Source organism: Pelagibius sp. Alg239-R121, from assembly GCF_947331435.1.
In the GTDB taxonomy this organism is placed as follows: domain Bacteria; phylum Pseudomonadota; class Alphaproteobacteria; order Kiloniellales; family Kiloniellaceae; genus Denitrobaculum.
On the sequence record NZ_CAMZOF010000004.1, the window covers coordinates 314,286 to 338,290 of the forward strand.

At 55.8% G+C, this 24,005-nt stretch carries 23 protein-coding genes; 11 read left to right on the forward strand and 12 right to left on the reverse strand.

The window, feature by feature from the left end; translation table 11 throughout:
- Positions 1-100: 100 nt before the first annotated feature.
- On the forward strand, positions 101-232 hold the full coding sequence (locus tag QMZ18_RS15025; RefSeq protein ID WP_282607123.1) for a hypothetical protein: 132 nt from the start codon (positions 101-103) through the stop codon (positions 230-232).
- 115 nt (positions 233-347) lie between these two features.
- Here QMZ18_RS15025 and QMZ18_RS15030 read toward each other — a convergent pair whose 3' ends face one another.
- Positions 348-560 (reverse strand): hypothetical protein, encoded by a 213-nt coding sequence (locus QMZ18_RS15030; RefSeq protein WP_282607124.1) that lies wholly within the window; start codon positions 558-560, stop codon positions 348-350.
- Positions 561-1,305: 745 nt separating this feature from the next.
- Here QMZ18_RS15030 and QMZ18_RS15035 point away from each other — a divergent pair.
- The 3 genes from QMZ18_RS15035 to QMZ18_RS15045 all read left to right on the forward strand — a co-directional run bounded on the left by QMZ18_RS15035 (position 1,306) and on the right by QMZ18_RS15045 (position 3,983).
- Complete coding sequence (locus tag QMZ18_RS15035) at positions 1,306-1,548, forward strand: hypothetical protein (protein WP_282607125.1); 243 nt, start codon at positions 1,306-1,308, stop codon at positions 1,546-1,548.
- Positions 1,549-1,550: 2 nt separating this feature from the next.
- Positions 1,551-2,582 carry a hypothetical protein gene (locus QMZ18_RS15040; RefSeq protein ID WP_282607126.1) on the forward strand — a complete coding sequence of 344 codons (1,032 nt, stop codon included), beginning with the start codon at positions 1,551-1,553 and terminating at the stop codon, positions 2,580-2,582.
- A gap of 219 nt (positions 2,583-2,801) precedes the next feature.
- Complete coding sequence (locus QMZ18_RS15045; protein ID WP_282607127.1) at positions 2,802-3,983, forward strand: vWA domain-containing protein; 1,182 nt, start codon at positions 2,802-2,804, stop codon at positions 3,981-3,983.
- On the opposite strand, the gene QMZ18_RS15050 is transcribed toward QMZ18_RS15045, so the two are convergent.
- The 7 genes from QMZ18_RS15050 to QMZ18_RS15080 all read right to left on the reverse strand — a co-directional run bounded on the left by QMZ18_RS15050 (position 3,977) and on the right by QMZ18_RS15080 (position 10,439).
- Complete coding sequence (locus tag QMZ18_RS15050) at positions 3,977-4,597, reverse strand: hypothetical protein (RefSeq protein WP_282607128.1); 621 nt, start codon at positions 4,595-4,597, stop codon at positions 3,977-3,979. The genes QMZ18_RS15045 and QMZ18_RS15050 overlap by 7 nt on opposite strands.
- A gap of 33 nt (positions 4,598-4,630) precedes the next feature.
- A complete protein-coding gene (locus QMZ18_RS15055; RefSeq protein WP_282607129.1) occupies positions 4,631-5,527 on the reverse strand; it encodes a DMT family transporter in 897 nt (298 codons plus the stop codon).
- A gap of 429 nt (positions 5,528-5,956) precedes the next feature.
- Entirely contained in the window at positions 5,957-6,382 is a 426-nt protein-coding gene (locus tag QMZ18_RS15060) for a universal stress protein (RefSeq protein ID WP_282607130.1), read from the reverse strand.
- A 4-nt stretch (positions 6,383-6,386) separates the two neighbouring features.
- The gene (locus QMZ18_RS15065) at positions 6,387-7,694 is read right to left on the reverse strand and encodes a TRAP transporter large permease (protein ID WP_282607131.1); all 1,308 of its coding nucleotides are present in this window, start codon (positions 7,692-7,694) and stop codon (positions 6,387-6,389) included.
- Positions 7,695-7,698: 4 nt separating this feature from the next.
- The gene (locus QMZ18_RS15070; RefSeq protein ID WP_282607132.1) at positions 7,699-8,148 is read right to left on the reverse strand and encodes a TRAP transporter small permease; all 450 of its coding nucleotides are present in this window, start codon (positions 8,146-8,148) and stop codon (positions 7,699-7,701) included.
- Positions 8,149-8,236: 88 nt separating this feature from the next.
- The gene (locus QMZ18_RS15075) at positions 8,237-9,229 is read right to left on the reverse strand and encodes a TRAP transporter substrate-binding protein (RefSeq protein ID WP_282607133.1); all 993 of its coding nucleotides are present in this window, start codon (positions 9,227-9,229) and stop codon (positions 8,237-8,239) included.
- A gap of 13 nt (positions 9,230-9,242) precedes the next feature.
- On the reverse strand, positions 9,243-10,439 hold the full coding sequence (locus QMZ18_RS15080) for a Xaa-Pro peptidase family protein (RefSeq protein WP_282607134.1): 1,197 nt from the start codon (positions 10,437-10,439) through the stop codon (positions 9,243-9,245).
- A 25-nt stretch (positions 10,440-10,464) separates the two neighbouring features.
- Between QMZ18_RS15080 and QMZ18_RS15085 the strand changes: the two genes are divergently transcribed.
- Positions 10,465-11,466, forward strand: coding sequence for a LysR substrate-binding domain-containing protein (locus QMZ18_RS15085; RefSeq protein WP_282607135.1), 1,002 nt, complete (start codon positions 10,465-10,467; stop codon positions 11,464-11,466).
- Between the two features lie 283 nt (positions 11,467-11,749).
- Here the strand turns inward: QMZ18_RS15085 and QMZ18_RS15090 are convergent, their stop codons facing one another.
- Both QMZ18_RS15090 and QMZ18_RS15095 read right to left on the reverse strand, forming a co-directional pair.
- On the reverse strand, positions 11,750-12,655 hold the full coding sequence (locus QMZ18_RS15090) for a transporter substrate-binding domain-containing protein (protein WP_282607136.1): 906 nt from the start codon (positions 12,653-12,655) through the stop codon (positions 11,750-11,752).
- 14 nt (positions 12,656-12,669) lie between these two features.
- Entirely contained in the window at positions 12,670-14,415 is a 1,746-nt protein-coding gene (locus QMZ18_RS15095) for a hypothetical protein (RefSeq protein WP_282607137.1), read from the reverse strand.
- 472 nt (positions 14,416-14,887) lie between these two features.
- On the opposite strand from QMZ18_RS15095, the gene QMZ18_RS15100 reads away from it, so the two are divergent.
- From QMZ18_RS15100 to QMZ18_RS15110, 3 genes are read left to right on the forward strand one after another with little or no spacing between them, the layout of a single operon-like run.
- On the forward strand, positions 14,888-15,427 hold the full coding sequence (locus tag QMZ18_RS15100) for an Lrp/AsnC family transcriptional regulator (RefSeq protein WP_282607138.1): 540 nt from the start codon (positions 14,888-14,890) through the stop codon (positions 15,425-15,427).
- Between the two features lie 52 nt (positions 15,428-15,479).
- Positions 15,480-16,895 carry a glutamine synthetase family protein gene (locus tag QMZ18_RS15105; RefSeq protein ID WP_282607139.1) on the forward strand — a complete coding sequence of 472 codons (1,416 nt, stop codon included), beginning with the start codon at positions 15,480-15,482 and terminating at the stop codon, positions 16,893-16,895.
- Between the two features lie 32 nt (positions 16,896-16,927).
- Complete coding sequence (locus QMZ18_RS15110; RefSeq protein ID WP_282607140.1) at positions 16,928-17,941, forward strand: alpha/beta fold hydrolase; 1,014 nt, start codon at positions 16,928-16,930, stop codon at positions 17,939-17,941.
- Between the two features lie 40 nt (positions 17,942-17,981).
- Here the strand turns inward: QMZ18_RS15110 and QMZ18_RS15115 are convergent, their stop codons facing one another.
- Complete coding sequence (locus tag QMZ18_RS15115) at positions 17,982-18,941, reverse strand: ribonucleotide-diphosphate reductase subunit beta (protein ID WP_282607141.1); 960 nt, start codon at positions 18,939-18,941, stop codon at positions 17,982-17,984.
- A gap of 225 nt (positions 18,942-19,166) precedes the next feature.
- A complete protein-coding gene (locus tag QMZ18_RS15120) occupies positions 19,167-21,215 on the reverse strand; it encodes a ribonucleoside-diphosphate reductase subunit alpha (RefSeq protein ID WP_282607142.1) in 2,049 nt (682 codons plus the stop codon).
- Between the two features lie 449 nt (positions 21,216-21,664).
- Here QMZ18_RS15120 and QMZ18_RS15125 point away from each other — a divergent pair, with 449 nt between their 5' ends.
- The 3 genes from QMZ18_RS15125 to yaaA all read left to right on the forward strand — a co-directional run bounded on the left by QMZ18_RS15125 (position 21,665) and on the right by yaaA (position 23,996).
- Entirely contained in the window at positions 21,665-22,432 is a 768-nt protein-coding gene (locus QMZ18_RS15125; protein WP_282607143.1) for a hypothetical protein, read from the forward strand.
- A gap of 19 nt (positions 22,433-22,451) precedes the next feature.
- Positions 22,452-23,036, forward strand: a complete 585-nt coding sequence (locus QMZ18_RS15130) for a FlgO family outer membrane protein (protein ID WP_282607144.1) — start codon at positions 22,452-22,454, stop codon at positions 23,034-23,036.
- Between the two features lie 168 nt (positions 23,037-23,204).
- Positions 23,205-23,996, forward strand: coding sequence for a peroxide stress protein YaaA (gene yaaA, locus QMZ18_RS15135; RefSeq protein WP_282607145.1), 792 nt, complete (start codon positions 23,205-23,207; stop codon positions 23,994-23,996).
- The last annotated feature ends 9 nt before the right edge of the window (positions 23,997-24,005 follow it).

Sequence of the window (24,005 nt, forward strand, 5' to 3'; positions counted from 1 at the left end):
GGCGTCGTGCAAATCTAACCACCCGTTAATCTATCTCCTGCATAACGCAGAACGGACTAACTCCGCACAACAATCCGGCCATGCTTGGAGATCGGAAGACATGGAATTGATCTACGCTGGCGTCCTCTGGGGCGCAATCGGACTGGGCCTCGCCTGCATCCTACTCTGCGCGCGTGGTGACAAGACGTCGCATGTGACGGAGCAGCCGTCTTCGGAGCTGCCAGAGGCCTAAAACTTCTAACAGAATGGCTGAATTCTCAGTGTTGTGCTGAACACGTGCTTCACGGGCGTTTGCTGTCGGTAGACGCCTTAAAGGGCGTTGGCGGGTTCTGCGCGATTGATCGGCGTTAGGCGTTTTGGTCCACAGCAGCCACAGCTGCCGTCGCTGCTTCCTCGGGTTTCATTTTCCGTTCGTACGCGGATTTCCAGTCGTAGGATAGCTCTGGCAGATCATAGCCCAAGATAGCGAGCTCACATTCTACCCAGCTCAGCCAATAGTCGTACTCGTCCCCCGGGATGCCGGGTGTGGGAAATGAGATGATATTCGGCTCGATCGACACTCACTGCTCCTTTGTCGTCACGTCGTCATATTATAAAAAATGATAGTCCTTCATCATGAAAACAATACGAGCTATGCGCTAAAATTTAGTTAACTGGTAAATAATAAGTGATTGTTGTGCCAAATTTGCGTGTAGCTGATAAGGGAAAATAGATTCTTGTTTTAGGAAATCAAAAGAAGGATCGGTGTTTTTCTTTTTTGTGAAGTATAGAAAGTGAATTCCTCGATCGTCATTATGTCGGCGTGAAGCGGTATGGTTCTGGGTTTTGGAATGGCGAATGTATTCGTCAGTTTGGCGTGAGATACAGGACGCCCGTGACAACTGGTTGTATAGCGGACGTCAATCAGGCTTCGCTTGTGACCGTCGCGTAATTCCAAGTACCGAACAATAAAAACGTACACGAATGAATTTATCTTGCGTGCCAGCTGTATGGTGGCGTATAGTATCAACGCTAAGTAGCCCTCCGAACTACTGAAAAAATCGGGGACTAAAGGCAGACCGATTTACTCTGAGCCGCAAGCTTTAGCTGATCGACTGATTGGCATCAGTTCCTGCCTCTCAGGGGTGAATCGCCACTTCGACTCGATTGCTCAAACACGGGTCAGTCTACAATGAGGCCCTTAATCCAGCCCACTGATTCAATTTGCGAGTAGTGAGTTGCCAACAAGACCTGTCGGCTGATGACGGGCTCGGTCTTTGACCCGATATCTTGGCGACAGATCGCCATCTCGATAGCGTGCTCGACATGACAATTGACGACGTACTGAGACTCCACGAGGACGCTCTTTTGAGTTTGCCCGATGTCCAGGGTGTTGGAATCGGTGAACGAGAGGGCGTCAAGGTCATTAAAATATTCACGAACAGGAGGATTCACGACGAGGACCGCGAACGGGCGGGGGTCCCTTTGGAACTCGACGGCTACAAGGTCGAGCTTGAAGTTATCGGATCAATTTCGGCGCAGGACTCTGGAGAAACAAGGAAGGATTAGTCATGCCCAATGATACAAAAAAAATGATCCTGAAACCTGAAGATTCCACCAGCGCATCGGCCCTTAAAACGCAGGCAATGGCCGTAGAGAAAATGTTGAAGCCGGAGAGTACACCCGCGAACCTTGTCGGCTTCGGCCTGGGAGTCAAGTGGTCCAAGGGTGAGCCGACAGGCAAGTCAGCTCTGCTTGCTCTTGTGTCGCAAAAGGTCGGAAAGGACGAATTGAGCGAAGGCGATATGATTCCGGCCAAGATCAATAATATGCAAACCGATGTCTTGGCGGTCGGCGAGCTGTTTGCCGGTCAGGCTGAGCCGGCTGAGGTCGGTATCGAGGCTTTGGCTCGACGGATCCGGCCCGCCTCCGGCGGTTATTCAGTCGGTCACGTCAACATCACAGCCGGCACCATCGGCACCTGCGTTTTCGATCTGGAAGGAACCGGCAGCAACCCTGCTGGAATTCCGGGTCGCTACTATATCCTGAGCAACAACCACGTGCTGGCAAACAGCAATAATGCTGGTTTGGGCGATCCGGTTCTTCAGCCGGGTCCCTTTGACGGCGGGACTGATCCAACTGACCGGATTGCGCGACTCAACCGTTTCATTCCGATCACGTTCGAGCCGCCGGTGCCGCGCTTTCTACATCGCAATCTGGTCGATGCAGCCGTGGCGGAAGGCCAGTTTCACGACCTGAAACGCGAGATACACTGGGTCGGGCACCTGCAGGGCTGGGTGCCGCGGGCACAGGTCAATGTCGGCATGCGTCTTCACAAGACGGGGCGTACGACGAACTACACGACCGGGCGGATTACCGCGGTCAATGCGACGATCGACGTCAATTACGGCGCCGGGCGTGTGGCGCGGTTCCGGGATCAAATCATTACCACTAATATGTCCGCTGGCGGAGATTCCGGATCGATTGTCGCGGACCGCTCGAGCAACCGCGCCGTCGGCCTGTTGTTTGCAGGCTCGTCGGTTGCCACGATCCTGAATCAAATCCAGCACGTTCGTTCCCTGCTTCGGGTTGAGATCGTGTGATTGCTTTTGGCCGGGTCCGGTTTCGTCGGACGGCCGTAATATGAGCATGTCCAATCCTGGGCGGCAGCCGTCACTGCTGTCGCCCAGGAACGGTCTCTCTGCCTTAGTTGCCTCGCCGTGACATAACTTTGCCTTAACTCCGCCTTTTCACTGCCCTCGCACGGCCGTCGTGGCGTGATTTCCTATCGTCGCTTTAATCACCAGACATAGGGGGGGGCGATGCGACGATTAACCGGGACAAGACTGATCGGAGCTGGGATGTTGGTGACCTGCTTGATCCTGGCTGGGTTTCCCGTCGCGGCGGAGCAGTCCTCGAAGGACGCGCATTTCAAGCGGGACCATCACGGCCAGGCCGAACAGCATGCCGGCCCCCAGATCGACGTGGCCTTTCTGTTGGATACCACTGGCTCGATGGATCATCTGATCCAGGGCGCAAAGGTCAAGATCTGGTCGATCGCCAAAGAAATGCTGGATGCCAAGGTGGCGCCGGATCTGCGCATGGCGCTGATCGGTTACCGTGATCGGGGCGACGCTTATGTGACCCGGAGTTTCGATCTGACCGATGATATAGATCGGATTTACGGCGAGTTACTGAAGTTCGAGGCGGATGGTGGCGGCGACCGGCCCGAATCCGTTAATCAGGCCCTGGACGATGCGATCAACGGCCTGAGCTGGGATCGGGGCGGTTCTGTCTATCGCGTGGTTTTCCTGGTCGGCGATTCGCCCCCGAAAATGAATTACCAGGACGACATCAAATACCCGGTCACCGCGAGTCTGGCGGCCGAGCGGGACATCGTGATCAATACTGTGCTGGCCGGTGGTGCGGGGGATACCGGCCAGATTTGGCGTGAAATCGCACGATTGGCCCAGGGGCGCTTTGTATCCATCCCCCAGACCGGCAATATGCAGATCATCGAAACACCTTTCGATCAGGATATTCAATCGTTAAATCAGCGCCTGAACGGGACGGCTTTGCCGTATGGCAAGAGGGTGCAGCAGGATGAGGTCCGGCAGAAACTCGGACGCACCGCTGCAGCACCGAGTTCGGTCATTGCGGATAAGTCGGCCTATTTCAAGTCAAAGGGCGCCAGCGAGGAGATCGTTACGGGTCGTGGCGAGTTGATCAACGACTTGGCGGAAGGGCGCGTGACGCTCGAGGAATTGGAGCCGGAGGCTTTGCCGACCGACCTTCAGGGCTTGAGTCCGGAGGCGCGTGAATTGGCAATCGCCGAGAAGACGAAAGAACGAGATGCGCTACGCCGTAAGATCAACATATTGGTCACCAAACGCGATATCTATATCAAGAAGGAGCTTGCGAAGCAGGGTGAGAGCGATTCCTTTGACGGTGAAGTTGGCGCGATCATCCGCGAACAAGGTTCCGCGAAAGGCATTCACTACTGAGGTTGCACGAGGACCGGAAAACCTTCGTACCATTCAGCATGATTGCCTTCATAATTGGCCATACCGGGTTTCGTCAGGCAGCCTTTTGGTCGGATGAAGCTGTCTATCCTGCGGTCTGCGCTTTCACACCACTGTATGTTAAAGGCACAGAGTTTGGGGAAAAACTGAAGGTGTTCGAAGAGCAGATGATCGTGAATCCACCACGCCAGACACCGCCAGTCCGCACCCCGTTCATAGCGATCGGCAAACCAGGGGATGACGACGCAGGCTGCCGCGCCCATCCGACCTTGACTGTCACGTAAATCCCAAACGTGATAGGCGGCATTGGCCTTCACGCTGGCGCCCTGCTTTCGGGCGTTGCCAAAGGCCGTGACTTCAGCTGAACGATAGCCTGAGCGAACTGCGACACGGCCGAAGGTCCGTTGCAAGGGTTCGAGCAACTCCGTGCAGAGATGGCGCCCGGCCGTGATTGCAAGATCGGGATCCGTCGGAATGTTGGCAATGCCATGAAACCCCGCGATCTCGGAATAGAGAAAGTCACGCAGGAAGAAGTTCGGGCTCAGCCGGACACGCCCCAGGTCTTCGAGGCCACGCATGGATGCTGGTTTTCGCATGGCTGTCCCTTCAATTGCCTCGCTGCTTTGAGTTTATCTTGCAGCGCCGACGAAATCCCGTGCGGCATGGCCAATCACCGCGAGCATAACAATCGCACCGCCGATCAGGCTTGCACTAGGCGGCAACTCGGCGAGGATAAGCCAGGCGAAGAGCACGGCAAGCGGCGTCTCGGCTGAACCCAGCAAACCTGATTCCGACGCCGGGATCATGCGGGTGCCCTCGGTCAGCAGGACCGATGCCACGGCAAAGACGACACCGAAGAGGACGAGTAGAACGGCGTCGTTCGAGGAAACGGCTAGGGGCTCGGTAATAAACCAACCCAAGACGAAGAGCTGAAAGGCCGACGCGGCCGCTGCCAGCACGACCGGCGTATCGGTAAAGACCCGGATCAGGACCATATAGAGCGACATGCCAAGAGTCATAACCAGGGCCAACGCATCTCCCGTAATGCTGCCAGTAGCGGCGCCGGCGCCGGCCATGATCGCCACGCCAAGCAGGGAAGCAATAGCGGCAATCATGGTCGACGGCCGGACACCTACACCGCGAAGCATCCATTCGAGTGCCGCCGCGATGAAGGGCGCGGTGGCATAGATGATCGCGACATTGGCGACGTATGTCAGTTTGAAGGCATTGATAAAGGCGAGAGTCGAGAGGCTGCCGATGGTCGCCAGCAGCCAGCCGCGCCAGCCGAGCGAAAAGATGTCTGAAAACTTTCGTCCGCGCTCACGCCACAGGACATAGAGCGTAATAAACAGGGCACCGAACAGACCGCGCCAGCAGGCGATTGTCCAGGCGTCGCTCTCGATCATCTTGGTCAGGACACCCGCCAGACTGAAGACGACCGCCGAGGCAACCACCAGCAGGATGCCGATCAGATGTTGGTTATGGGTTCTGTTACTGGAGATTTCCAGGGACGAAAAAGTAGTCATTCCGACAATGCCCTAAGGATCGATGTGATGGGTTGATCTTAGGGGAGGGCTGCTGACAAGGTGGTGTCAGGAGTTACTCTAGTTAATCGTGACAAAACGGCTTGGACGCTGCAGGGGGAACGATAGGTTTCAAAATCCCATAAAAGAATGACGAGCCCGCGTCTTCGGCTTTCTGATGTTAAAGTGAGAGGGGCCGTTTCTGTTGATATGGGGGTAGATGAGCCAGGTCGATCTGCCCCCATGGACGGGTCATTTATTTACCCTCGCATTCTTGGAAGGCTTCGCTATACGGTGTGGCAGCGCCTGCGTCGTCTCGGGCGATGCGAGGTTGGCCACATCCATCAAAGTCGGTAACTCTCTCTTTAAAAAGCGAAGTGTCTGATCAAATCGAGACTTCTACACCTGAATTTAGCGATAGGCCCTCCTAACTCATGATCGCACAACCAACACCGAGCATTTGGCATGCCGCACTATCCGTGCCGCTTTTGGTCCGAGCAGATAGTCGCGCAGGTCCGGTCTGCTTGAACCAATGATGATAAGGTCCGCTTCAATCTTTTCAGCGAGATTCAGTGCCTCGACGTAGATATTTCCGCTGCGCATATGTAGCTTGATGTCCACATGACTTGGCAGGTCCTTGGACATAGTCTCCAGCTTGCTGTGCGATGTTGCGCGATGCGCATCCGCAAATCCTTCAGGTACGAATTGAGACAGAGGCCCAAGCGCCTCTTCCTCGGGGACAACGTGCACCATATGAAGTGTTGCGCCAGTGACAGCGGAGTGGAGCACGTCAGCTAAGAGCGCAGGCCAGCAATCGGGATCGGACGTGTCAACACAGACCAGGACGGTACGGTCCATCGGCTCAATTCCTCGCCGTCAGTACTTCTGGCAACCAGAGCGCCAATCCCGGGAAGACCGTCAGCAATATTACCCCAAAGACCATGAGCACGAACATTGGCAGTGCCGCGCGCGCAATGAACCCCAAGTCGCGGCCCGTCATACTTTGCACCAGAAAGAGATTGAACCCCACCGGTGGCGTGATCATCGCCATTTCGGCGACCAGCACGACAAAGATACCGAACCAAATCATGTCGATCCCTGCACCGCGAACCAATGGTTCGACCACGGCCATGGTGAGTACAATCGATGAGATTCCGTCGAGGAAAAAACCCAAGATCACGTAAAACAGCGTCAGGGCAGCTATCAGCATCCAAGGAGTGAGGTTCATGCCTCCAATCCACTCCGCCAGTTCTCTCGGCAAGCCCGTGAACCCCATGGCCAGCGTCAGAAACGCGGATCCCGCAACCAGCAGCATGATCATCGATGTTGTCTTGGTCGCGCCCATCAATCCTTCAATAAAGCTGGTCCATGTCAGGGAGCGCTCGGCAGTCGACAGGAAAAGCGCCCCTAAAACACCGAGCACAGCTGCCTCTGTCGGAGACGCCAAGCCACTGTAAATCGACCCGATCACCACCACGATCAGTCCCGCGACCGGCGTCAGCCGAACGACGCCGCGAAGCTTTTCACCCCAAGTGGCACGCTCTTCGCGCATCGCGCGCCCTTCTTCGGTCAGCATTCCCCACAGAACGATATAGCCGACGAAGAGACCTCCCAGCATCAGACCGGGAAAGATGCCCGCCATGAACAACCGCGTAATCGATACCTGTGCGGTCACGCCATAGACAATCATGATAATTGAAGGTGGGATCAACAGGCCCAGCGTAGAGGCTCCGGCAAGGGTGCCATAAGCCATTCTGTCGGGATAGCCGCGCTTTTTCAGCTCGGGCACAGTGATCTTGCCAATGGTCGCCAGAGTGGCGGCCGAGGATCCTGAGATCGCTGCAAAGGTGGCACAGCCCACGATGTTCACATGGATCAACCCACCTGGCAGTCGCCGCATCAATGGCGCAAGGCCACTGAACAAACCTTCGGACAGTCGCGAACGGAACAGAATCTCACCCATCCAGATAAACAATGGCAATGACGCCAATCCCCAAAGCGCGCTGTGCGACCAGACTGTGGTCGCCAATGCGTCGCCCACAGGGCGGGATGTAAACAGAATCATCGAAATGAAGCCGACGCCCATCAGCGCCAGGCCAATCCACAGGCCGACAGCCAGCAGCCCCAGAAGGGCGACAATCATCAGAATGGCAAGGCTGGTTTCGGCCATTTGTCTATTCCCAGCTTTCGGATTTTTTCGTCGCGGCCAGACCTTCCAGATCACGCCGGATCAACGCCTTGATGAACGCAAGCACCAAGACCAGCGAGAACAGGCAAAAACCCGCAGCAAATGGAACCTGCGGAATCCAGATGAGGATTTCGTCGGATCCATCGCTGCGATCCTCGTACAGCCACGAGGTATGGGTCATTTTCACCAAGAAGTACGACAGGTAGACGGTCATCGCCGTGGCGAGCGTGAGAACACACAGTTCAAACCAATACCGCCGCCTGCCGTGCATCTGATCCACCAACATCTCAACGCGGATATGACCATGCTGTCCAAAGGTGTAGGCCATGCCGAGTGCTCCCGCCCAGGCCAGGCAATAGGCTGCATAGTCCGTCAAGCCCGGCACATAGACGCCAACGGCGCGGCTGCCGATACTGACAACAACCAAACCCGTCAATATCAGAACCACTCCCGCGGCCAGAAATCCGCAGAGCCGGCAGGTCAACACAATCAGTTTTTCGACAGCGCCAAGCATTGGATTGAGATCAGTTCGATGCTTTAAACGCCACCAGAGCCGCAGTCCCTGCCTCACCGGCATTTTCCGCCCATTCGGTGGCCATTTTGGCACCAATCGTGCTGAACTCGCTTTTCAATTGCTTTGACGGAGGCGCTACGGTCATGCCGTTTTCAGCCATGGTCGCGTTATAACTGTCGGTGATGTCCTTTGCGGCCTGCCAGACGTCCGCTTCGGCCTTGGCCGCCGCATCCATCACCACCTGTTTGGTCGCGTCGTCCAGATCGGCCCATGCATCGGCGTTGACGATCACGGCACTTTTGGGGATCCAGGCATTTACAGTGTAGAAGTAGTCGACATTATCCCACATCTTTTGGAAAACGCCGATCGCACCCGATCCCATCATGCTGTCAGCCACACCCGTTGAAAATGCCTGACTGATCTCCGTCGCTTCGGTTTTGGTGGGGGTTGCCCCCATCAGCACCGCCAACCGCGAGGTGTTTGCATCAGCGGCGCGAAATTTTGTGCCCTTCATATCTGCCATCGTAGTGACTTGGTTTTTGCTGAACAGCCCCTGGGGCGGCCAGACGGGCATGTAGAGCAGTTTCATGCCGCGCTCGGATAACGCCGATTCGATGGCGGGCTTGGAGGTCTGATACAAATCCCAAGCTGCGTCAAAGTCGGAGGCGAGAAACGGCACTACGTCCATTCCGAAGATTGGATCCTCTTTCGCATGAGCTCCCATATAGCGTCCGCCGATCGGAACCTGCCCTGAACGCACGGCACGCAGGATCTCCGCCCCTTTATAGAGCGACCCTGCAGGATGCACGACGATTTCCAACGCGCCATTCGAATTGGCGGTCACGGCCTCTGCAAAAGCGATGTAGGATTTAGAGACATAGTTTTGGCCAGAATAAGCAGCAGGCATGTCCCATTTTTCTTGCGCCTGCGCTACGGCTGCCGCTGCTGCCAAGACTACGGCAGACAGGCTGTATCGGACGAGCATCCTGGTAAATTCAAACATCGGTCTCTCCTTGTTAGCTGTCACAGTCTACGATCACCAGATCGCGGGGGTATTTGGTTAAGACTTCGCATCCCGTTGAGGTGACGCGCACGCTGTCGCTGATCGCCATACCAAAGTCCTCACGAAAAATGGTTGGGATCACGTGAAAGGTCATGTTTTCTCGCAAGAGCATCGGATCGTCTGGACGGATGGCATAGATATGTCCCTCTGCCCAGTTTGGCGGGAAACCAATGCCAATGCCGTAAGCGACACGGCTTTTGAAGTACTTTCCCAGCCCCAGCTTTTCGACGCCGTCACGGCACTTACGGTCGATCGCGCCGGCCGTTTCACCTGGCTTGATCGTTTCAACAGCGGTTTCAAGAATGCTGATCAGCGCTTCTGCCGCCGCTTTTTGTTCATCGGTGGGTGGTCCGACAACGGCTGATCGGGACATCATCACGTGATAGCGGTCAATGCAGCCCGCCCCTTCGAGCAGAACCACATCGCCACGCGCAATGACTTTGCGTTTCCACAAGGCGAAGCAAAGCGCACTGCGCTTACCGCTAACAACCATGGGGGGATGGCCAATATATTCGCTGCCGGCGGCAATCGAGCCATGATAAAGCGCCGCGGCCACGTCATTGTCTGTCCGTCCCGGCGCAATCGTCTTCAGGGCAGCATCGATACCGGCCTCGACGGTCCGTGCCGCGGCGCGCATGCGATCAATCTGGGGTCCGGTTTTGACGGCGCGCTGGCTTTCAATCACCCAATCCCAGTCGACGAATTCCAAGCCATCGGTCGTTAGCAAACGCCGGTAGTCGTGCACGCACAGATATCGCGACAGCGTTTCAAGCCCGAGCCGTCCCCGTCCGGTCTGCTCCAGAAACCCTCTCAGAACATCCACATGATCCTCTGTATCCAGAACTGGCTCGACCGCACCGATCGTCGGTAAAGCCAGTGCCATGTCCCGGTTGACGATCCGTGTGATGACCGTGGGAAGTCCGTCGGCAGGGACATACATGGCTTGGAAGGTAAAGTAGCCGATGGTTTGAAACCCGGTCAGCCAATACATATTTTCTGGATCGAATATCAGCGCGCCATTCAAAGCACGCCGGGTCAGGTCCTTCTGAACCAAGATCAGTCGCGCCGAGAAATCCTCCAATGGAAAGGATAGTTCGCCGGGCCACAAGACCCGTTCGTCTCGGCGGGAAGGCATCGCAGCCGTTGTCATGCGCCTGTCCTGGATCACTCGATGAATGGACTCGAGTGTGCAAGTAGAGCAACATAACCTCAAATCGATTTATTTTAGTCGAGACGAAAGATTAGTTATGAACATCCGGCAAATTGAGGTATTCCGCGAGATTATGTCTGCTGGTTCTGTCACAGAAGCAGCGCGTCGCCTGAACATCAGCCAACCTGCCATCAGCAAGCATTTGCGCCTGATGGAGCATGACCTCGGATTTGATCTGTTTCTGCGCAAGGGCAATCAACTGATCCCCACAGTTGAGGCATTGGCACTCATTGAGCAGGTCGAACAGGTCTATACCGGACTCGACTCACTTTCGCGATTTGCCGACGACCTCAAACGCAACCGGCATGGAGATCTAACAGTTGCAGCCATGCCTTTGCTAGCGCAACGGTGGTTGCCGAAACTGGTGGCTAGTTTCGCCAAGACACATTCAAATGTCTCACTATCAATTCCCGTGCGCAGCACCGACTGGATTGCGCGTGCTGTTGCCGCTGGCACTGTGGACATCGGCATTGGTTTGGACCGGGGCACCGAACCGGGAATCGAAACCTCTAAGCTGATGTGTTTGCCTTTGGTCTGTGTCTGCGCCCCCGATCACACGCTTGCCGGCTCCGGCAGAATCTCTCCACGTGCTTTAAAGGGATATGATCTGATCACGCTTAGCAACTTTGACCGTTGGCCATTGGAACTGGACCGGGTCCTGGAAGACAGTGGTGCCTTACCTGCACGACGGCTGGATGTGTTTACTGCCCATATCGCCTGCGAATTAGTGGTCCATGGTGCAGGCGTGGCCATTGTAGATGCACTTACAGCGCTGGATTACCTCGAGCAGGGGCTGGTCCTGCGTCCGCTGGATGCGAACATCGCATTTGAAATTTCCCTGATGCAGCCACGATTGCGTCAGTCCTCTCGTGTCGCTCGAGCCATGTGCACAATCATCAATGCCGCAGCCGAGCGCATTGATGCTGATGTAGTGCAGTTTTGGGGAAAGCTCGAAGACCGCCCTTAAATCAACCGACCGGGAATGAGAAGTGATTGGCTGTCGGTTAATCCATTTCATAGAGTTAGAGCATCTTTGATGTGCCAGATTTACCGCGCGATGCTCAAGAATCGCAGGCCCTCAGTGCGGTGCTGTCAGCTTGACCAAGATTGGTCACAGACGAGCAATTGTGCTGACGTGCTCACGTGATGGTGATCACGGTGTCCATGCGCTCGTGATTTTGCCTCGAACCTGGCGAAGTATTTTGCGACAGGTCGTGGAGACCTTTTCACATCGGAGTTTAACTTCTGCGTCACTCAGGCAGCTTCTGCAACTGATACATGGACCACAGCAGCTTGCTCATTTTGGAGTCCTTGAACCAGAGTTTGTAGATCGGTTTGATGCCTTCGTCGCCATCGCGATAGAGCCGGGCGAGGGTCGCGTTGGCGACCTGCAACAGATCTTCGCGACCGTGGCGGATAGCGATGGCATAGGGCTCATAGGAGAGAAAGCCCGCAGAGAGATCATAGTCATCGCGGTCATTCTGGTTCAGCAACTTCTCACGGAGAATAATGCGGTCTCCGACGTAGAGCTCGACATCCCCATTACGGAGAAGATCGAATGCGACGTCATGGGACGGGACCGGTTTGCTGGGAAAAACCACTGCATATCCCAACAGTTTCTCCACTTGCTCCTTGGTCGTGGTACCGTCAACGACGCTGACCTTGATGCCGCGTGCGCGCGTGGATTTTCCTTTGAGCGCACGGACGCTTGTTTCCTTTTTCTTGATACCGCCGGCACCGCTGACGAAGGTCAGTAGACTGAAGTGGTGGGATTTCATCCGGCTGATCGTGACGGTAGTGGCTTCGCAGAGCGCATCGACGTCACCGCGTTTCAAGAATTCGAAACGGTTCGACGCCGTGACGCGGACGAATTCTGCCTCTACGCTTGCGCCGTCCGGCAGTTCCTTACGGTAAGCGTCAAGGATCAGGCTGCAGAGATTGACGCTGTAACCGACCCACTTGCCGTCCTTCATAAAGGAGAGAGGGGCCGCGTCGTGGCGCACGCCGAAGCGAATGATTTCCGTTTCCTCGGTTGCGGCTTGAGCCATTCCAAGGGTCACACTGCTAGTCATCAGTGCGAAGACGCACAGCAGCGACGTCAGACGTGCGAGCTTAGGTCGGAGCGGTGTGGCGTAGATTTGGGAGGTTCTGATCATGCTGTCCGTTTCCCTTATGGCATCGTCGCAGGTTGGGCCACGACCAGCGGTTCCGCAGAGGCACCGGGTTTGGAAAACTGATGACGGGAAAAGAGGGTGACGATGGTGCCGATCAATCCGCCCTGCAGGGCGGTCACGATGCCGACATAGACGCTGAAGGCGAGATCCGGATTTCCACTCAGAAACACGGTCATAAGAAAGTAACCGGCCAGGCCCGTCGTTAATCCGTGCAGGAGAGGTTGTAGCAACAGGCGTTGTTTCGAGAGATCGCTGCGTTGCGCGACATCGATGGTGTAGAGCACCCAGAAACCGGTGACCATTCCGAGGACACCGAAGATCGGGATCCAGAGTTCGTTCTGGGTGAGGAGGAGAGTCTCGCCGCTAAAAAGTTGCTTGATCCACCACCAGCAGAGCAGGGCGAAGGCACCGGCCAGGTAGGTCACGAGACAGGCGAAGGCATACTGCAGGGCGGGGACTTCAAACTTTCCAATGTTCATAGCTCGCCAGCGCCGTGCCACGATCCGTTTGTTCTGATAGCTCCAGGCAATGAGCGCTGAAGCACCATGCAGACTAATGGCGGAGGTTGCCCAAATCAGCGCATCGTTGGAATCTTTCGGGAAAGCTTCCGAGGTCGTGATGTTGAGCATCGCGGCGATGGGGGGCGTCAGGAGGACAATTACGATCACAAGAAAGAACAGCATAAAGATCGCAGCGATGACTCCGTTGATGATGTTGTCCTTGCGAATCGTTGTCGTCGAGAGCCCGACCGCCTGAAAGGCGCTCATCACCGACGCCGGATCATTGTTGTGCTGAAAGATACTTGCCGCCAGGATGGCGTGAATGTCGTGCAGCGTGCTGTCAATTTTTTTCGTTGTCGCGATCTGTCGCTCGGTGATGTTCTGCTGTTCGTCGCTATCGGCCGGTGCCAGGACCGGTTTGATTCTCTCCAGATTTGAGAGCTCAAGGGCCGAAAGGCGAATGCGGTTCAGGATGAAATCGTAGTGCTCGAAAACATGCACGTTCAGGGCTGAGTTGATGAGGTGTTTTTTGTTTTCGATTCGGTCGAACAGAAACTGCATCCTGATCCAGCGGCGCAGCGGGTCGGCCGTGATGACGTCGTCGTAGTAGGTCGAGACGTCATGTAGCTCCTTGCCTGTGATCAGCTTGAATTTCTCGTGGATGAAGAGGCTGTCGTTGGTGTCGAATTTCTCGACGTCAAGGAGCGCGACCTGAATGCGCTGGGCCAGCTTTTCGATCCCGTCTGGAATGCCGATGATGCGGTGGGTCGCGCTGCGCACGGAAAGCTCGATCTTGTTGAGCCATTGATAGTTTGTGGAAATGCCGGTCAGGATCATTGCGATGGCCATGGGCATCCAGGCCGCGGCGTAAGTGGCTTCCGGACCGCTGAAACTGAAGGCTTCAGTCAGCCCCTCGGCGTTCCCGTCCGTTTCGGGGGTTGCTGCAAAGCCAACCGATATGTCGCCCAGACCGGCAAACTCGACCGCCTGAAGGATGTGCGGAAAGAATATCGAGAGGAAGGCATAGATCAGCGTCATCAGAAAGAAGTAGACCAGGAAGGCCTTGAGGTAATCCTGGTTTGACGCGAGTTCACGTGGCGCAAGGGTGCTGACGAAGGAATCGCCGCTTTTCACTGGTTTGTTGAAGCTGTCGTAGCAATAGAAAAATAAAAATGCCAGACCGCCTACAAAGGTCAGCTGGTACTCCGTGTTGAAGCGGAGATTGCCTAACTCGATTTCCATGTCGTGCCCCGAATCTTGTGCAAGGGCAGCGCCCTTGTCGACATTGGATATTCCCGGTGGATTTGCAAAAACGGCTTATTACTACATCAGCCTGTTTTATACTTGGATTGTTTGTAGGCGTATTATGTTGTTGTGACTTAAAAATGTCAACGCGTATGTCGTGCATTCCCCGTATGTCATTCTTGTGTCATTAGAACGAATTTGCGATTGCGAGAAGGCGTGATGATGGGCGCTGAGGTCGAAAGATGTATCCCCTTTTTCACCCCGTTGGAGACCCGCCCTTACCAGGCGGTTGCTGGATCGGTCCGCTAGCATTCTTTCAAACTGAAACACGAAATATCGATCCCGAAACCCTATGCGGTAAATTACGTAATTCGTAGTAAATGTGAAAAATTATACGAAATACGAAAAATTATATTGATTTTTTGTGATTTCCGCACGTAACTGTGTGTGAAGTAAAAGGGAGTGTCCTGTGGCCAGAGGTGCAAAGATTGTCGAGAGTATTGCCGGTGCCGATGAGGGAAATGCGGCTAACCGGCAAATGGATAAATCCTCTCCGGACGACAGGCTTAATCGTTCGATCATTTCTTTGTTGCAGCAAGACGGACGGATGGCCTTTTCGGAGGTCGCGCAAGAACTGGGCGTGTCTGAGGGGACGATCCGCAATCGCGTGGGCAGCATGAAGCAAGCGGGGATGCTGCGGATCGTAGCAATGGCTGATCCAGTGGCCGCCGAATACAAAACCGATGCAATGCTGGGCCTGAAGCTTGCCTCGGGACACGCACCGGCAGCCGTTGCAGAACGGCTCGCTGCCTTGCCGGATGTTGTCTACATCCTATGGGTCAGCGGCCGCTTCGACTTGCTGGTCGAAGTGGTCAGCGATGACCGCAACGGCTTTCTCGATTTTCTCAACAGAGAAATTCATGGCCAGCCCGACATTGCCTCAAGCGAGACAATGACGGGACTGAAGAATTTCAAGAACCAATTCCTGTTGAAACGTAATTGGGAATAACACGGGCCGGATCAACAAACGGGTGCAGCAATCCCGCTGCAGGGAGAACACAATGACTGCTTATGTTGAGAATTTTGCCGACGCCTTGCCATCTGAGGCACGGGTGGCCGAAGTGCGCAAGCGCCTCGAAGATGCCGGCGTCAAATATGTCTTATCCTGTTGGATCGATCTTTTCGGAATTCCCAAGACCAAGCCGGTTCCGATGAGCGATTTCGAACTGCTGTGCATGGGTAAGGGGCCGCAGTTCGCTGTCCACTCAATCTCCTATGTGCCGGAGTTGTCGCCTGCCGATTCCGACCAGGTCATGGTACCCGATCTGGACGCAGTCTACATATGTCCCTGGGATACCTCGATGGCGATTATCTTCGCCGATCTCTTTTGGGAAGATAAGCCCTACAATGTCTGTCCGCGGCAAGCGCTCAAGCGAGCGGTTCGCGACGCCGAGCAGGCTGGATATGTGGGTTATGCCGGGATCGAGCCGGAGTTTATCGCTCTGCGCTACGACGAGCAGGGACAGCCGGTTAAGGCGATCGACAACGATCCGGTGGAGGGTGTGCGCCCGCGCCGACAGGCGTTTGGTTATGACGTAGAATACTCCATCGATTCGATGCCGTTTCTCAAGGACATGATCGATATTCTGGAGGGCTTGGGCTGGAATCTCCACGATGTGGTTGCCGAAGGTGCCTATTCGCAGTTTGAGCTCGATTTTCACTACACGCATCTTCTGGAAATGGCCGACCGGCTGGTTTTCCTGCGCATACTCTTGAAGGAAGTTGCCAAGAAGCACGGTATGTTCATTACATTCATGCCGAAGCCAACGGTCGGCGACTGGCGCTCCGGTGCTCATATCAATTTTTCTCTGCAGGCAGCGGATCAGTCGGGCAAGAATCTCTTTGGCTCGGAAGAGGACGGATGGAGTGACACGGCACATCATGCGGTTGGCGGGCTTATGGCGCATGCTGAAGCCATCACCGCGATCACCTGCCCGACGGTAAACTCCTACAACGGGTTGGTTCCACGGGTCGGCGGATTTGAAGGAGGCACCGTAACCTGGGCGCCGACGAACATCACTTATGGGCACAATAATCGTTCCGCTCAATTTCGCCTGCCGCAGAGCCGCTATTGTATCGAGAACCGCGCCGCGGACATGTGCATGAATGTCTACCTTGCGCTCGGTATGACCCTGACTGCGGCTGTCGAAGGTGTAACTAACAAAATCGACCCGGGTCCGCCGACCGATCGAGATCTTTATGCGATGAGCGATTCGGAATTCGAGGAGCTCGGTATCCGGCGCTTGCCGCGCAATCTGATGATGGCGACCGACGCCTTGCGTGACGATGCACTGGCCGAGCGGGTTATGGGTCTAGTGATGCGAAAATCCTACATCGCCTACAAGACCGATGAGTGGGAGCGCTATCATCAGGCCGTCACCGACTGGGAAGTGCAGGAATATCTGCGGCTATACTGAAGAAGAGCCTGATGTCCCGGGAGTGCGGTGGTATGGATTACGAAATTTTCGAACTGGGTGATGTCGAGCTGCTGGGCGGCGGCCGCTTGACCAATGCCCAACTGGCATACAAAACCTATGGCGCGCTCAATCAATCCCGGGACAATGTCGTCGTCCTTCCGACCTTCTATACCGGAAGTCACGGCCGGAACGAGGGGTTTTTCGGTCCGGGCCGAGCGATCGATCCTGCCAGGCATTTCATCCTTTCCATCAACATGTTCGGAAACGGCCTCTCGACTTCGCCCAGCAATGCGTCGGTTCCCTGTCATGGAGCCGGCTTTCCCGATGTGACGCTCTGGGACAATGTTGCCTGCCAACACCGTCTGCTCACTGAACGCTACGGTATTGAAGGTATTGCCTTGGTTGCCGGCTGGTCGATGGCGGGTTGTCAGGCCTATCAGTGGGCGGCGCAGTATCCGGATATGGTAAAGGCGATCCTGCCGTTTTGTGCGTCCGCCAAGACCTCTCCGCACAACTTCGTCTTTCTCGAAGGTGTGAAGGCGGCACTCTGCGCTGATGGCGACTGGAACAATGGCAACTACCGATCACCGCCGCGGCGGGGGTTGCGCGCCTTTGGCCGGGTCTATGCTGGCTGGGCGTTTTCGCAGACCTTTTATCGCGAAGGCCTATACCGGCAGCTTGGATTCCAGACGCCGGAAGAACTGCTTGACGATTGGGCCGAGGATCATGCCCAAAACTGGGACGCCAACAACCTGCTTGCCAAGCTCAAGACTTGGCAGATGGGTGATATCAGCGCGAACCCGGTTTACGAGGGTGATTTGAAGCGTGCACTGGGCGCCATTACCGCGCGGGCTATCCTGATGCCCTGCAGCGACGATCTTTACTTCCCGCCTGCCGACAACGCAATCGAAGTTGGACAGATGCCGAATGCGGAGCTGCGGCCGTTCACATCACCTTGGGGGCATTGCGTTGCAAGCCCGGGGAACGAGCCGGCCTTCGAGGCTTTTCTCGACGCAGCTGTCCGCGACCTCATGAACGAGGCCTGATGGCCCCAAGGCCTGATGGCACCGAAACTGCGAGGAAGCGTCAGGCGAAGGCCTCTTCCCAGCTGCCCTGCGTGGCGGCCTTGGTGTATTCGGTCGCACGGTTTTCGAAAAAGTTGACGTGTTCGACGCCGTTGAGCATGGCGTCGAGCCAGGGCAGAGGGTTCTTTTCGATGCGATAGAGCGGCTGCAGGCTAAGCTGACCTAGTCGGCGGTCGGCGATGTAGCGGATGTAGGACTTCACCTCTTCCGCACTCAGCCCTTCAATTCCGCCCATTTCAAAGGCAAGATCAATGAAGGCGTCTTCGTGGACCACGATGGTTTCGCAGGCCTTGTAGAGTTCGCGCTCGAAATCCTCGTTCCAGATCTCCGGATTTTCGCTGATAAAGGTCTTAAAGAGGCGGATCGCCGACTGGGTGTGCAGGGTCTCGTCGCGGACCGACCAGGAGACGATCTGGCCCATGCCCTTCATCTTGTTGAAGCGCGGGAAATTCAACAGGATCGCGAAGCTCGCAAAAAGCTGCAGGCCTTCTGTAAAGGCGCCGAAGACAGCAAGGGTGATAGCGATGTCTTTCTTGGTCTCGACTCCAAACTCGTGCATGTAATCGTACTTGTCCTTCATCTCCTTATAGTGGAGGAAGGCGGAATACTCCGATTCCGGCATGCCAATGGTGTCGAGCAGGTGAGAGTAGGCGGCGATATGCACCGTCTCCATATTGGAGAAGGCGGCCAGCATCATCTGTACTTCTGTCGGCTGAAACACTTGGCTGTAGTGCTTCATGTAACAGTTGTTTACCTCTACATCCGATTGCGTGAAGAAGCGGAAAATCTGAGTTAGCAGATTTTTCTCGCCTTCACTCAGCTTTTGCTGCCAGTCCTTTACGTCGTCGGCCAACGGCACCTCTTCGGGCAGCCAATGGATGCGTTGCTGCATCAGCCAGGCATCGTAGGCCCAGGGGTAGCGAAACGGCTTATAGACCGGGCTGGCGTCCAGCAACGACATGGGATGGCGTCTCCTCTTCGGCAGTCGTCACTGTTGGCGCGACCCTGCCGGATAAATCCATTCGCCTCTGAGAAGCGAAGTCCTCCCGCGCGCTACTTGAACCGGTGGGAGGCTATTAAACTGTATACGGCTTTCCGGTTCCTGGAACGCCAATAATTCTCTTTCGGCACCACCAATAGGCCGCAATGCCGGCACATAGTCAGTGCGAATTCGATCGGTAGGCGTCTACTGGCAAGCGAGACACTCTTCATAGTCTGTGCTTGCCGGCGCCGCGCTCCTGTCCTGGCCCTTGCTGTCGATTTTGCCAAGATGCGGCACCGAAGAAACGGCTTCGTTGGAGTTTGCCGATTCAGCGCGCTGCATGGATTTCGAGCGGCAGTAATAGAGCGACTTAACACCCTTTTTCCAGGCCTGGAAGTGGATTTGATGCAGATCGCGTTTATGCACGTCAGCGGGCACGAACACGTTCAGGGACTGCGCCTGACAGATGAACGGCGTGCGATCGGCAGCGTGCTCGATTAACCAGCGCTGATCCAACTCGAAAGCGGTCTTGAAGACGTCTTTTTCGTCGTCGCTCAGGAACTCCAAGTGCTGTACCGATCCTTCGTTCAATGTGATCGAAGTCCAGGTGTCCTCGTCGTTATGGCCTTTTTCCTCAAGCAGCTCTTCCAGGTATTTGTTGCGGACGTTGAAGGAGCCGGAAAGGGTTTTGTGAGTAAAGCTGTTACCTGCCATTGGCTCGATCCCGGGGGAGGAACCGCCACAAATGATCGAGATGGATGCGGTGGGGGCGATCGCCATTTTGTTGGAGAAGCGCTCCATAATACCGAATTCCTCGGCATCGAGACAGGCACCGCGTTCTTCGGCCAGCAGCTTCGAGGCTGCATCGGCCTGACTGCGGATCTGCTCAAAGATTTTCTTATTCCAAACCTTTGCCATGACACCTTCTATCGGGATCCGGTGCTTTTGCAGGAAGGAGTGGAAGCCCATGACGCCCAAGCCCACGGAGCGTTCACGTTCGGCGGAATAGCGCGCGCGGGCCATGGAATCCGGCGCCTTTGCGATGAAGTCGCTAAGCACATTGTCGAGGAATCGCATAATATCCTCGACGAAGCCTTCCTCATCCTTCCACTCGAAGTACTTGTCCAGGTTCAGTGAGGAGAGGCAGCAGACGGCTGTGCGGTCGACGCCGTGATGATCGATCCCTGTCGGCAACGTAATTTCGCTGCAGAGGTTGGACATCTTGACGTTAAGGCCGGCAAGCTTGTGATGTTCGGGGATCGCCCGGTTAATGTGGTCGCCGTAGATGATGTAAGGTTCGCCGGTCTCGATCCTCGCCGTGAGGATACGGATCCAGAGATCGCGCGCTTTTACCTTGCGGATCACGGCGTGGTCCTTGGGGCTGGTCAGCGCCCATTCGTCATCGTTTTCCACTGCGCGCATGAAGGCATCGGTCAGCAGCACGCCGTGGTGCAGGTTCAGCGCCTTGCGGTTCGGATCTCCGCCGGTCGGGCGGCGCAGTTCGATGAATTCTTCGATTTCCGGGTGGGTCACCGGCATGTAGCAGGCGGCCGAGCCGCGGCGCAGCGATCCCTGGCTGATAGCCAGGGTGAGTGAATCCATAACCCGGATGAAGGGGATGACACCGCTGGTCTTGCCGTTGTGGCCGACCCGCTCGCCGATCGAGCGTAGATTGCCCCAGTAGCTGCCGATGCCGCCACCGCGTGCGGCCAGCCAGACATTCTCGTTCCAGAGGTCGACGATACCGTCGAGAGAATCGCCGGCTTCGTTGAGGAAGCAGGAAATCGGCAGTCCACGGGTGGTGCCTCCGTTGGAAAGGACCGGCGTCGAAGGCATAAACCACAGGCGGGAGATGGCGTCGTAGAGGCGCTGGGCATGATCGGTGTCGTCGGCGAAATGGGCCGCGACCCGGGCAAAGAGATCCTGAAAGCTCTCGCCGTCCATCAGGTAACGGTCAGTGAGGGTCGCCTTGCCGAATGCGGTCAGCAGATCGTCGCGTGTGCGGTCCATGACGACGCGGATACCGCGTTCATTCTGAAAGATGTCGCGAATCTCGCCATCACCAAGAAGTGCTTCATCCTGGTCGTTGGGCAGATCTTTCGGTGCCATCTCAAGCTCGCCGAACATCTCGGCCTGAATCGGCGCGGATTCGTTCTGCAACGACCCTAGATTCACATCAAGTGACGACTTATCCACAGACTCTTCCGAAATTGTCATGACATCTTCACGCAATAAAACCCCCGAGCCATCCATTCTAGCACTCCCCCGTTATCCACAGTAGTGGACAGTTCTAACTGTGGATCAAACACAACATGTTGCGTGACAACTTTGTGAAGATACCATAGTTGGTAGAGTTGAAAACCAGAACAAATCATGAACTTTCGACTTTATAGATTATGTGTCCGGCCCGCAACAACACCACGGTGGAAAGACTCCCTTCAAAGACCTATTGCGACTGGGGATTTGTCCCGAGCGGGAGGCGCCTAGACGCGGGATCCAGGCTGTTCGCTTACAGCTAAGATCCGGAAATAATTAAGAGAAAATATAAAATTTTAGCCAAAAATTGCCCCAGTTTTCTTAACCGGAATGAAGGGATTTGCTGGCAGCCTTTTTCCGACGCCGCCGAGATTCAGCTCCACTTTAGGCCACTAGGCTTGGGTAGGGCGGGGGTTCAGGCGCCTCTCACTGTTCGGAGACCTTTTATGATGCGACGCGGGATTATCGCCATCTTTGCCTTGGCGTTTCTGGCCGGATGCGCACAGCCAACTGTGAAGCACTTTCCCGAGGGCAAGCAGCTTTCACAGTACAAAGTCATGACCTGGCAGCATTGGGACCAGCTCGGTGATCGAGTGGTACAGGATATGGTTGCTTCGTTGCAATCCGTGCCTGAACTGGATGCCGCAAGTGGCGCGATCGAGGATGAACTCTATCAGCGCAGCCTGCTCGGCGGACGACCCTTTTATGTCCAGGGTTTGGCCTCAGACATGCCGTTCAGCTCGGCATTTAAAGGTATCCTTCAGCAGAACCTGCTGGACCACAATATGGCGGTTTCCTCCTCTCCCGAGCAGTCAATTGTGGTCAATTACCGGGTTCAGCCCTTCTTTTATGATGAGCGGAGCCAGAAGTACCCGGCGACCTCGACAGTTCTGTGGTCGGTTGCCGCAGGTCTGGGCTTGAGCGCCTTCGATGCGGTTCCGCTCGAAGCGGCGATTGTCGGCGGTTTCGCTGCAGGGCCGATCATCACATCACTGATCGACTACGGTGCAGTGACCGATGCCGAAGTGGTCGTTACCACCAGCATTCTCTACGGCGACGCAGTTCTCTATCAGAACTCCGAGGCGGTTTACATCAAGCCTGCCGATCTGCCGCTCTACATGACCCAGCATCCGGGTCTTGCCGCTCCGCGGCCGACTGAACCGCGCATCACCGAGCGCATGCAGGTTCAGCGCGTGCCCGTGGTCAGCGAATAGTTTGCAAGGAATGATGACGATGCCCCGCAAAACCAAGATCTTCTCGGCCTTGTCGCTGGCCGCACTGTTGCTTTCCGGCTGCGCCCTGGACGGCAAAAGGCCGGTAACAAACGCCCAGCCTGTCGATGCCCATATCGGGACACAGACGTACTTTGCAACTGACATGCTGGTGGATACAACGATCCAGCCGCTTGACCGGGCCGAACCGGTACTGGTTGCCAGTCTGGTCGATATCGACGATCTGCGCCGGTCCTCGACACTTGGGCGCATGGTGGCTGAACAGGTTTCCGGCCGTCTCGCACAACTGGGCTACCATGTTACCGAGATGAAACTGCGGGGCTCCGTTGCCATCAAGCAGCAGGCGGGAGAGCTGGTTCTGTCACGTCAGCTCAAGCATCTCGGCCAGCAGCATGATGCCCAGGCCGTGGTTGCCGGCACCTATGCGGTGGGCACCAATCAGGTGCATATCAATCTACGCCTGCTCCGCTCGGCCGATGGCCGTGTGCTTTCGGCAGTGGATTACACACTACCGCTCGGTCAGGACACCCGCGCTCTGGTGCCTGCGAAGCACGAGAACGGCTGGCTGATCCTTCCCGAAGGATAACACCGCAGGTTTCACTGGCTTCTCAGCCGGTGTGATAACGATCGCTTGAAACACGCCCGCCAGACCCTTGGCGGGCGTGTCGTCTTTGGGCTACAAGATTTCTCGTTCGAAACCCCTGGCGAATCCTTCACAGGTTCTCCTGACGACTTTTGATCCGAGGCTTTCTTTATGCTCGCTGTTATCTCGCCGGCCAAAAAACTCGACTTTTCAGAAGATTGGCAGAAGCCATTCGCGAAAGCCTACAGTGCGCCCGCCTTTCAGGAGGACACGGAGATCCTCATGGAAACCACGCGGGCTCTTAGCCGCAGCGACATTTCGCGGCTCATGAGTCTCAGCGAATCCCTGGCGTCATTGAATTACGAGCGCTACCAGGCCTTTGCAAAGACAGGTGATCCGGACAATGCCAAGCCTGCGCTGCTAGCCTTCCGAGGCGATACCTATGTTGGGTTGGATGCGGACAGTCTGGCTGATAAGGATGTTGCCTATGCCCAGAAGCACCTGCGGATCCTCTCGGGGCTCTACGGGCTGCTGCGGCCACTGGATTTGATCCAGCCTTACCGTCTGGAGATGGGGACGCGGCTGGCCAATCCGCGAGGCACCAATCTTTACAGCTTTTGGGGCGACCGTTTGACCGAGGCACTCAATCAGGCTAGCCGAGACAGCCGTTCGCCGGTGCTGGTGAATCTGGCTTCGAGTGAGTATTTCAAGGCGGTTCGCCCGAAAAAGCTGGACGGCCCTCTGATTACCCCGGTCTTCAAGGAAGAAAAGGATGGCATAGCAAAAGTCATCGGCTTCACCGCCAAGCGCGCCCGTGGCATGATGGCCCGCTTCATCGTTAAAAATCGCCTGACCCGTGTAGACGATCTGAAGGATTTTGAGGATGGTGGCTACCGTTTTCAGCCTCAACTATCCAGCGTCGAAGCACCTGTGTTTATCCGTCGTCACGAAGCAGCGGCTTAAAGGGCGCAA

Excerpts from the sequence above, each read along its gene's own strand:
- QMZ18_RS15025 (WP_282607123.1), top strand. The coding sequence starts at position 101 with ATGGAATTGATCTACGCTGGCGTCCTCTGGGGCGCAATCGGACTGGGC.
- QMZ18_RS15035 (WP_282607125.1), top strand. The coding sequence starts at position 1,306 with ATGACAATTGACGACGTACTGAGACTCCACGAGGACGCTCTTTTGAGT.
- QMZ18_RS15040 (WP_282607126.1), top strand. The coding sequence starts at position 1,551 with ATGCCCAATGATACAAAAAAAATGATCCTGAAACCTGAAGATTCCACC.
- QMZ18_RS15045 (WP_282607127.1), top strand. The coding sequence starts at position 2,802 with ATGCGACGATTAACCGGGACAAGACTGATCGGAGCTGGGATGTTGGTG.
- QMZ18_RS15050 (WP_282607128.1), bottom strand. The coding sequence starts at position 4,597 with ATGCGAAAACCAGCATCCATGCGTGGCCTCGAAGACCTGGGGCGTGTC.
- QMZ18_RS15055 (WP_282607129.1), bottom strand. The coding sequence starts at position 5,527 with ATGACTACTTTTTCGTCCCTGGAAATCTCCAGTAACAGAACCCATAAC.
- QMZ18_RS15060 (WP_282607130.1), bottom strand. The coding sequence starts at position 6,382 with ATGGACCGTACCGTCCTGGTCTGTGTTGACACGTCCGATCCCGATTGC.
- QMZ18_RS15065 (WP_282607131.1), bottom strand. The coding sequence starts at position 7,694 with ATGGCCGAAACCAGCCTTGCCATTCTGATGATTGTCGCCCTTCTGGGG.
- QMZ18_RS15075 (WP_282607133.1), bottom strand. The coding sequence starts at position 9,229 with ATGTTTGAATTTACCAGGATGCTCGTCCGATACAGCCTGTCTGCCGTA.
- QMZ18_RS15080 (WP_282607134.1), bottom strand. The coding sequence starts at position 10,439 with ATGACAACGGCTGCGATGCCTTCCCGCCGAGACGAACGGGTCTTGTGG.
- QMZ18_RS15085 (WP_282607135.1), top strand. The coding sequence starts at position 10,465 with ATGGACTCGAGTGTGCAAGTAGAGCAACATAACCTCAAATCGATTTAT.
- QMZ18_RS15090 (WP_282607136.1), bottom strand. The coding sequence starts at position 12,655 with ATGATCAGAACCTCCCAAATCTACGCCACACCGCTCCGACCTAAGCTC.
- QMZ18_RS15095 (WP_282607137.1), bottom strand. The coding sequence starts at position 14,415 with ATGGAAATCGAGTTAGGCAATCTCCGCTTCAACACGGAGTACCAGCTG.
- QMZ18_RS15105 (WP_282607139.1), top strand. The coding sequence starts at position 15,480 with ATGACTGCTTATGTTGAGAATTTTGCCGACGCCTTGCCATCTGAGGCA.
- QMZ18_RS15110 (WP_282607140.1), top strand. The coding sequence starts at position 16,928 with ATGGATTACGAAATTTTCGAACTGGGTGATGTCGAGCTGCTGGGCGGC.
- QMZ18_RS15115 (WP_282607141.1), bottom strand. The coding sequence starts at position 18,941 with ATGTCGTTGCTGGACGCCAGCCCGGTCTATAAGCCGTTTCGCTACCCC.
- QMZ18_RS15120 (WP_282607142.1), bottom strand. The coding sequence starts at position 21,215 with ATGGATGGCTCGGGGGTTTTATTGCGTGAAGATGTCATGACAATTTCG.
- QMZ18_RS15125 (WP_282607143.1), top strand. The coding sequence starts at position 21,665 with ATGATGCGACGCGGGATTATCGCCATCTTTGCCTTGGCGTTTCTGGCC.
- QMZ18_RS15130 (WP_282607144.1), top strand. The coding sequence starts at position 22,452 with ATGCCCCGCAAAACCAAGATCTTCTCGGCCTTGTCGCTGGCCGCACTG.
- yaaA (WP_282607145.1), top strand. The coding sequence starts at position 23,205 with ATGCTCGCTGTTATCTCGCCGGCCAAAAAACTCGACTTTTCAGAAGAT.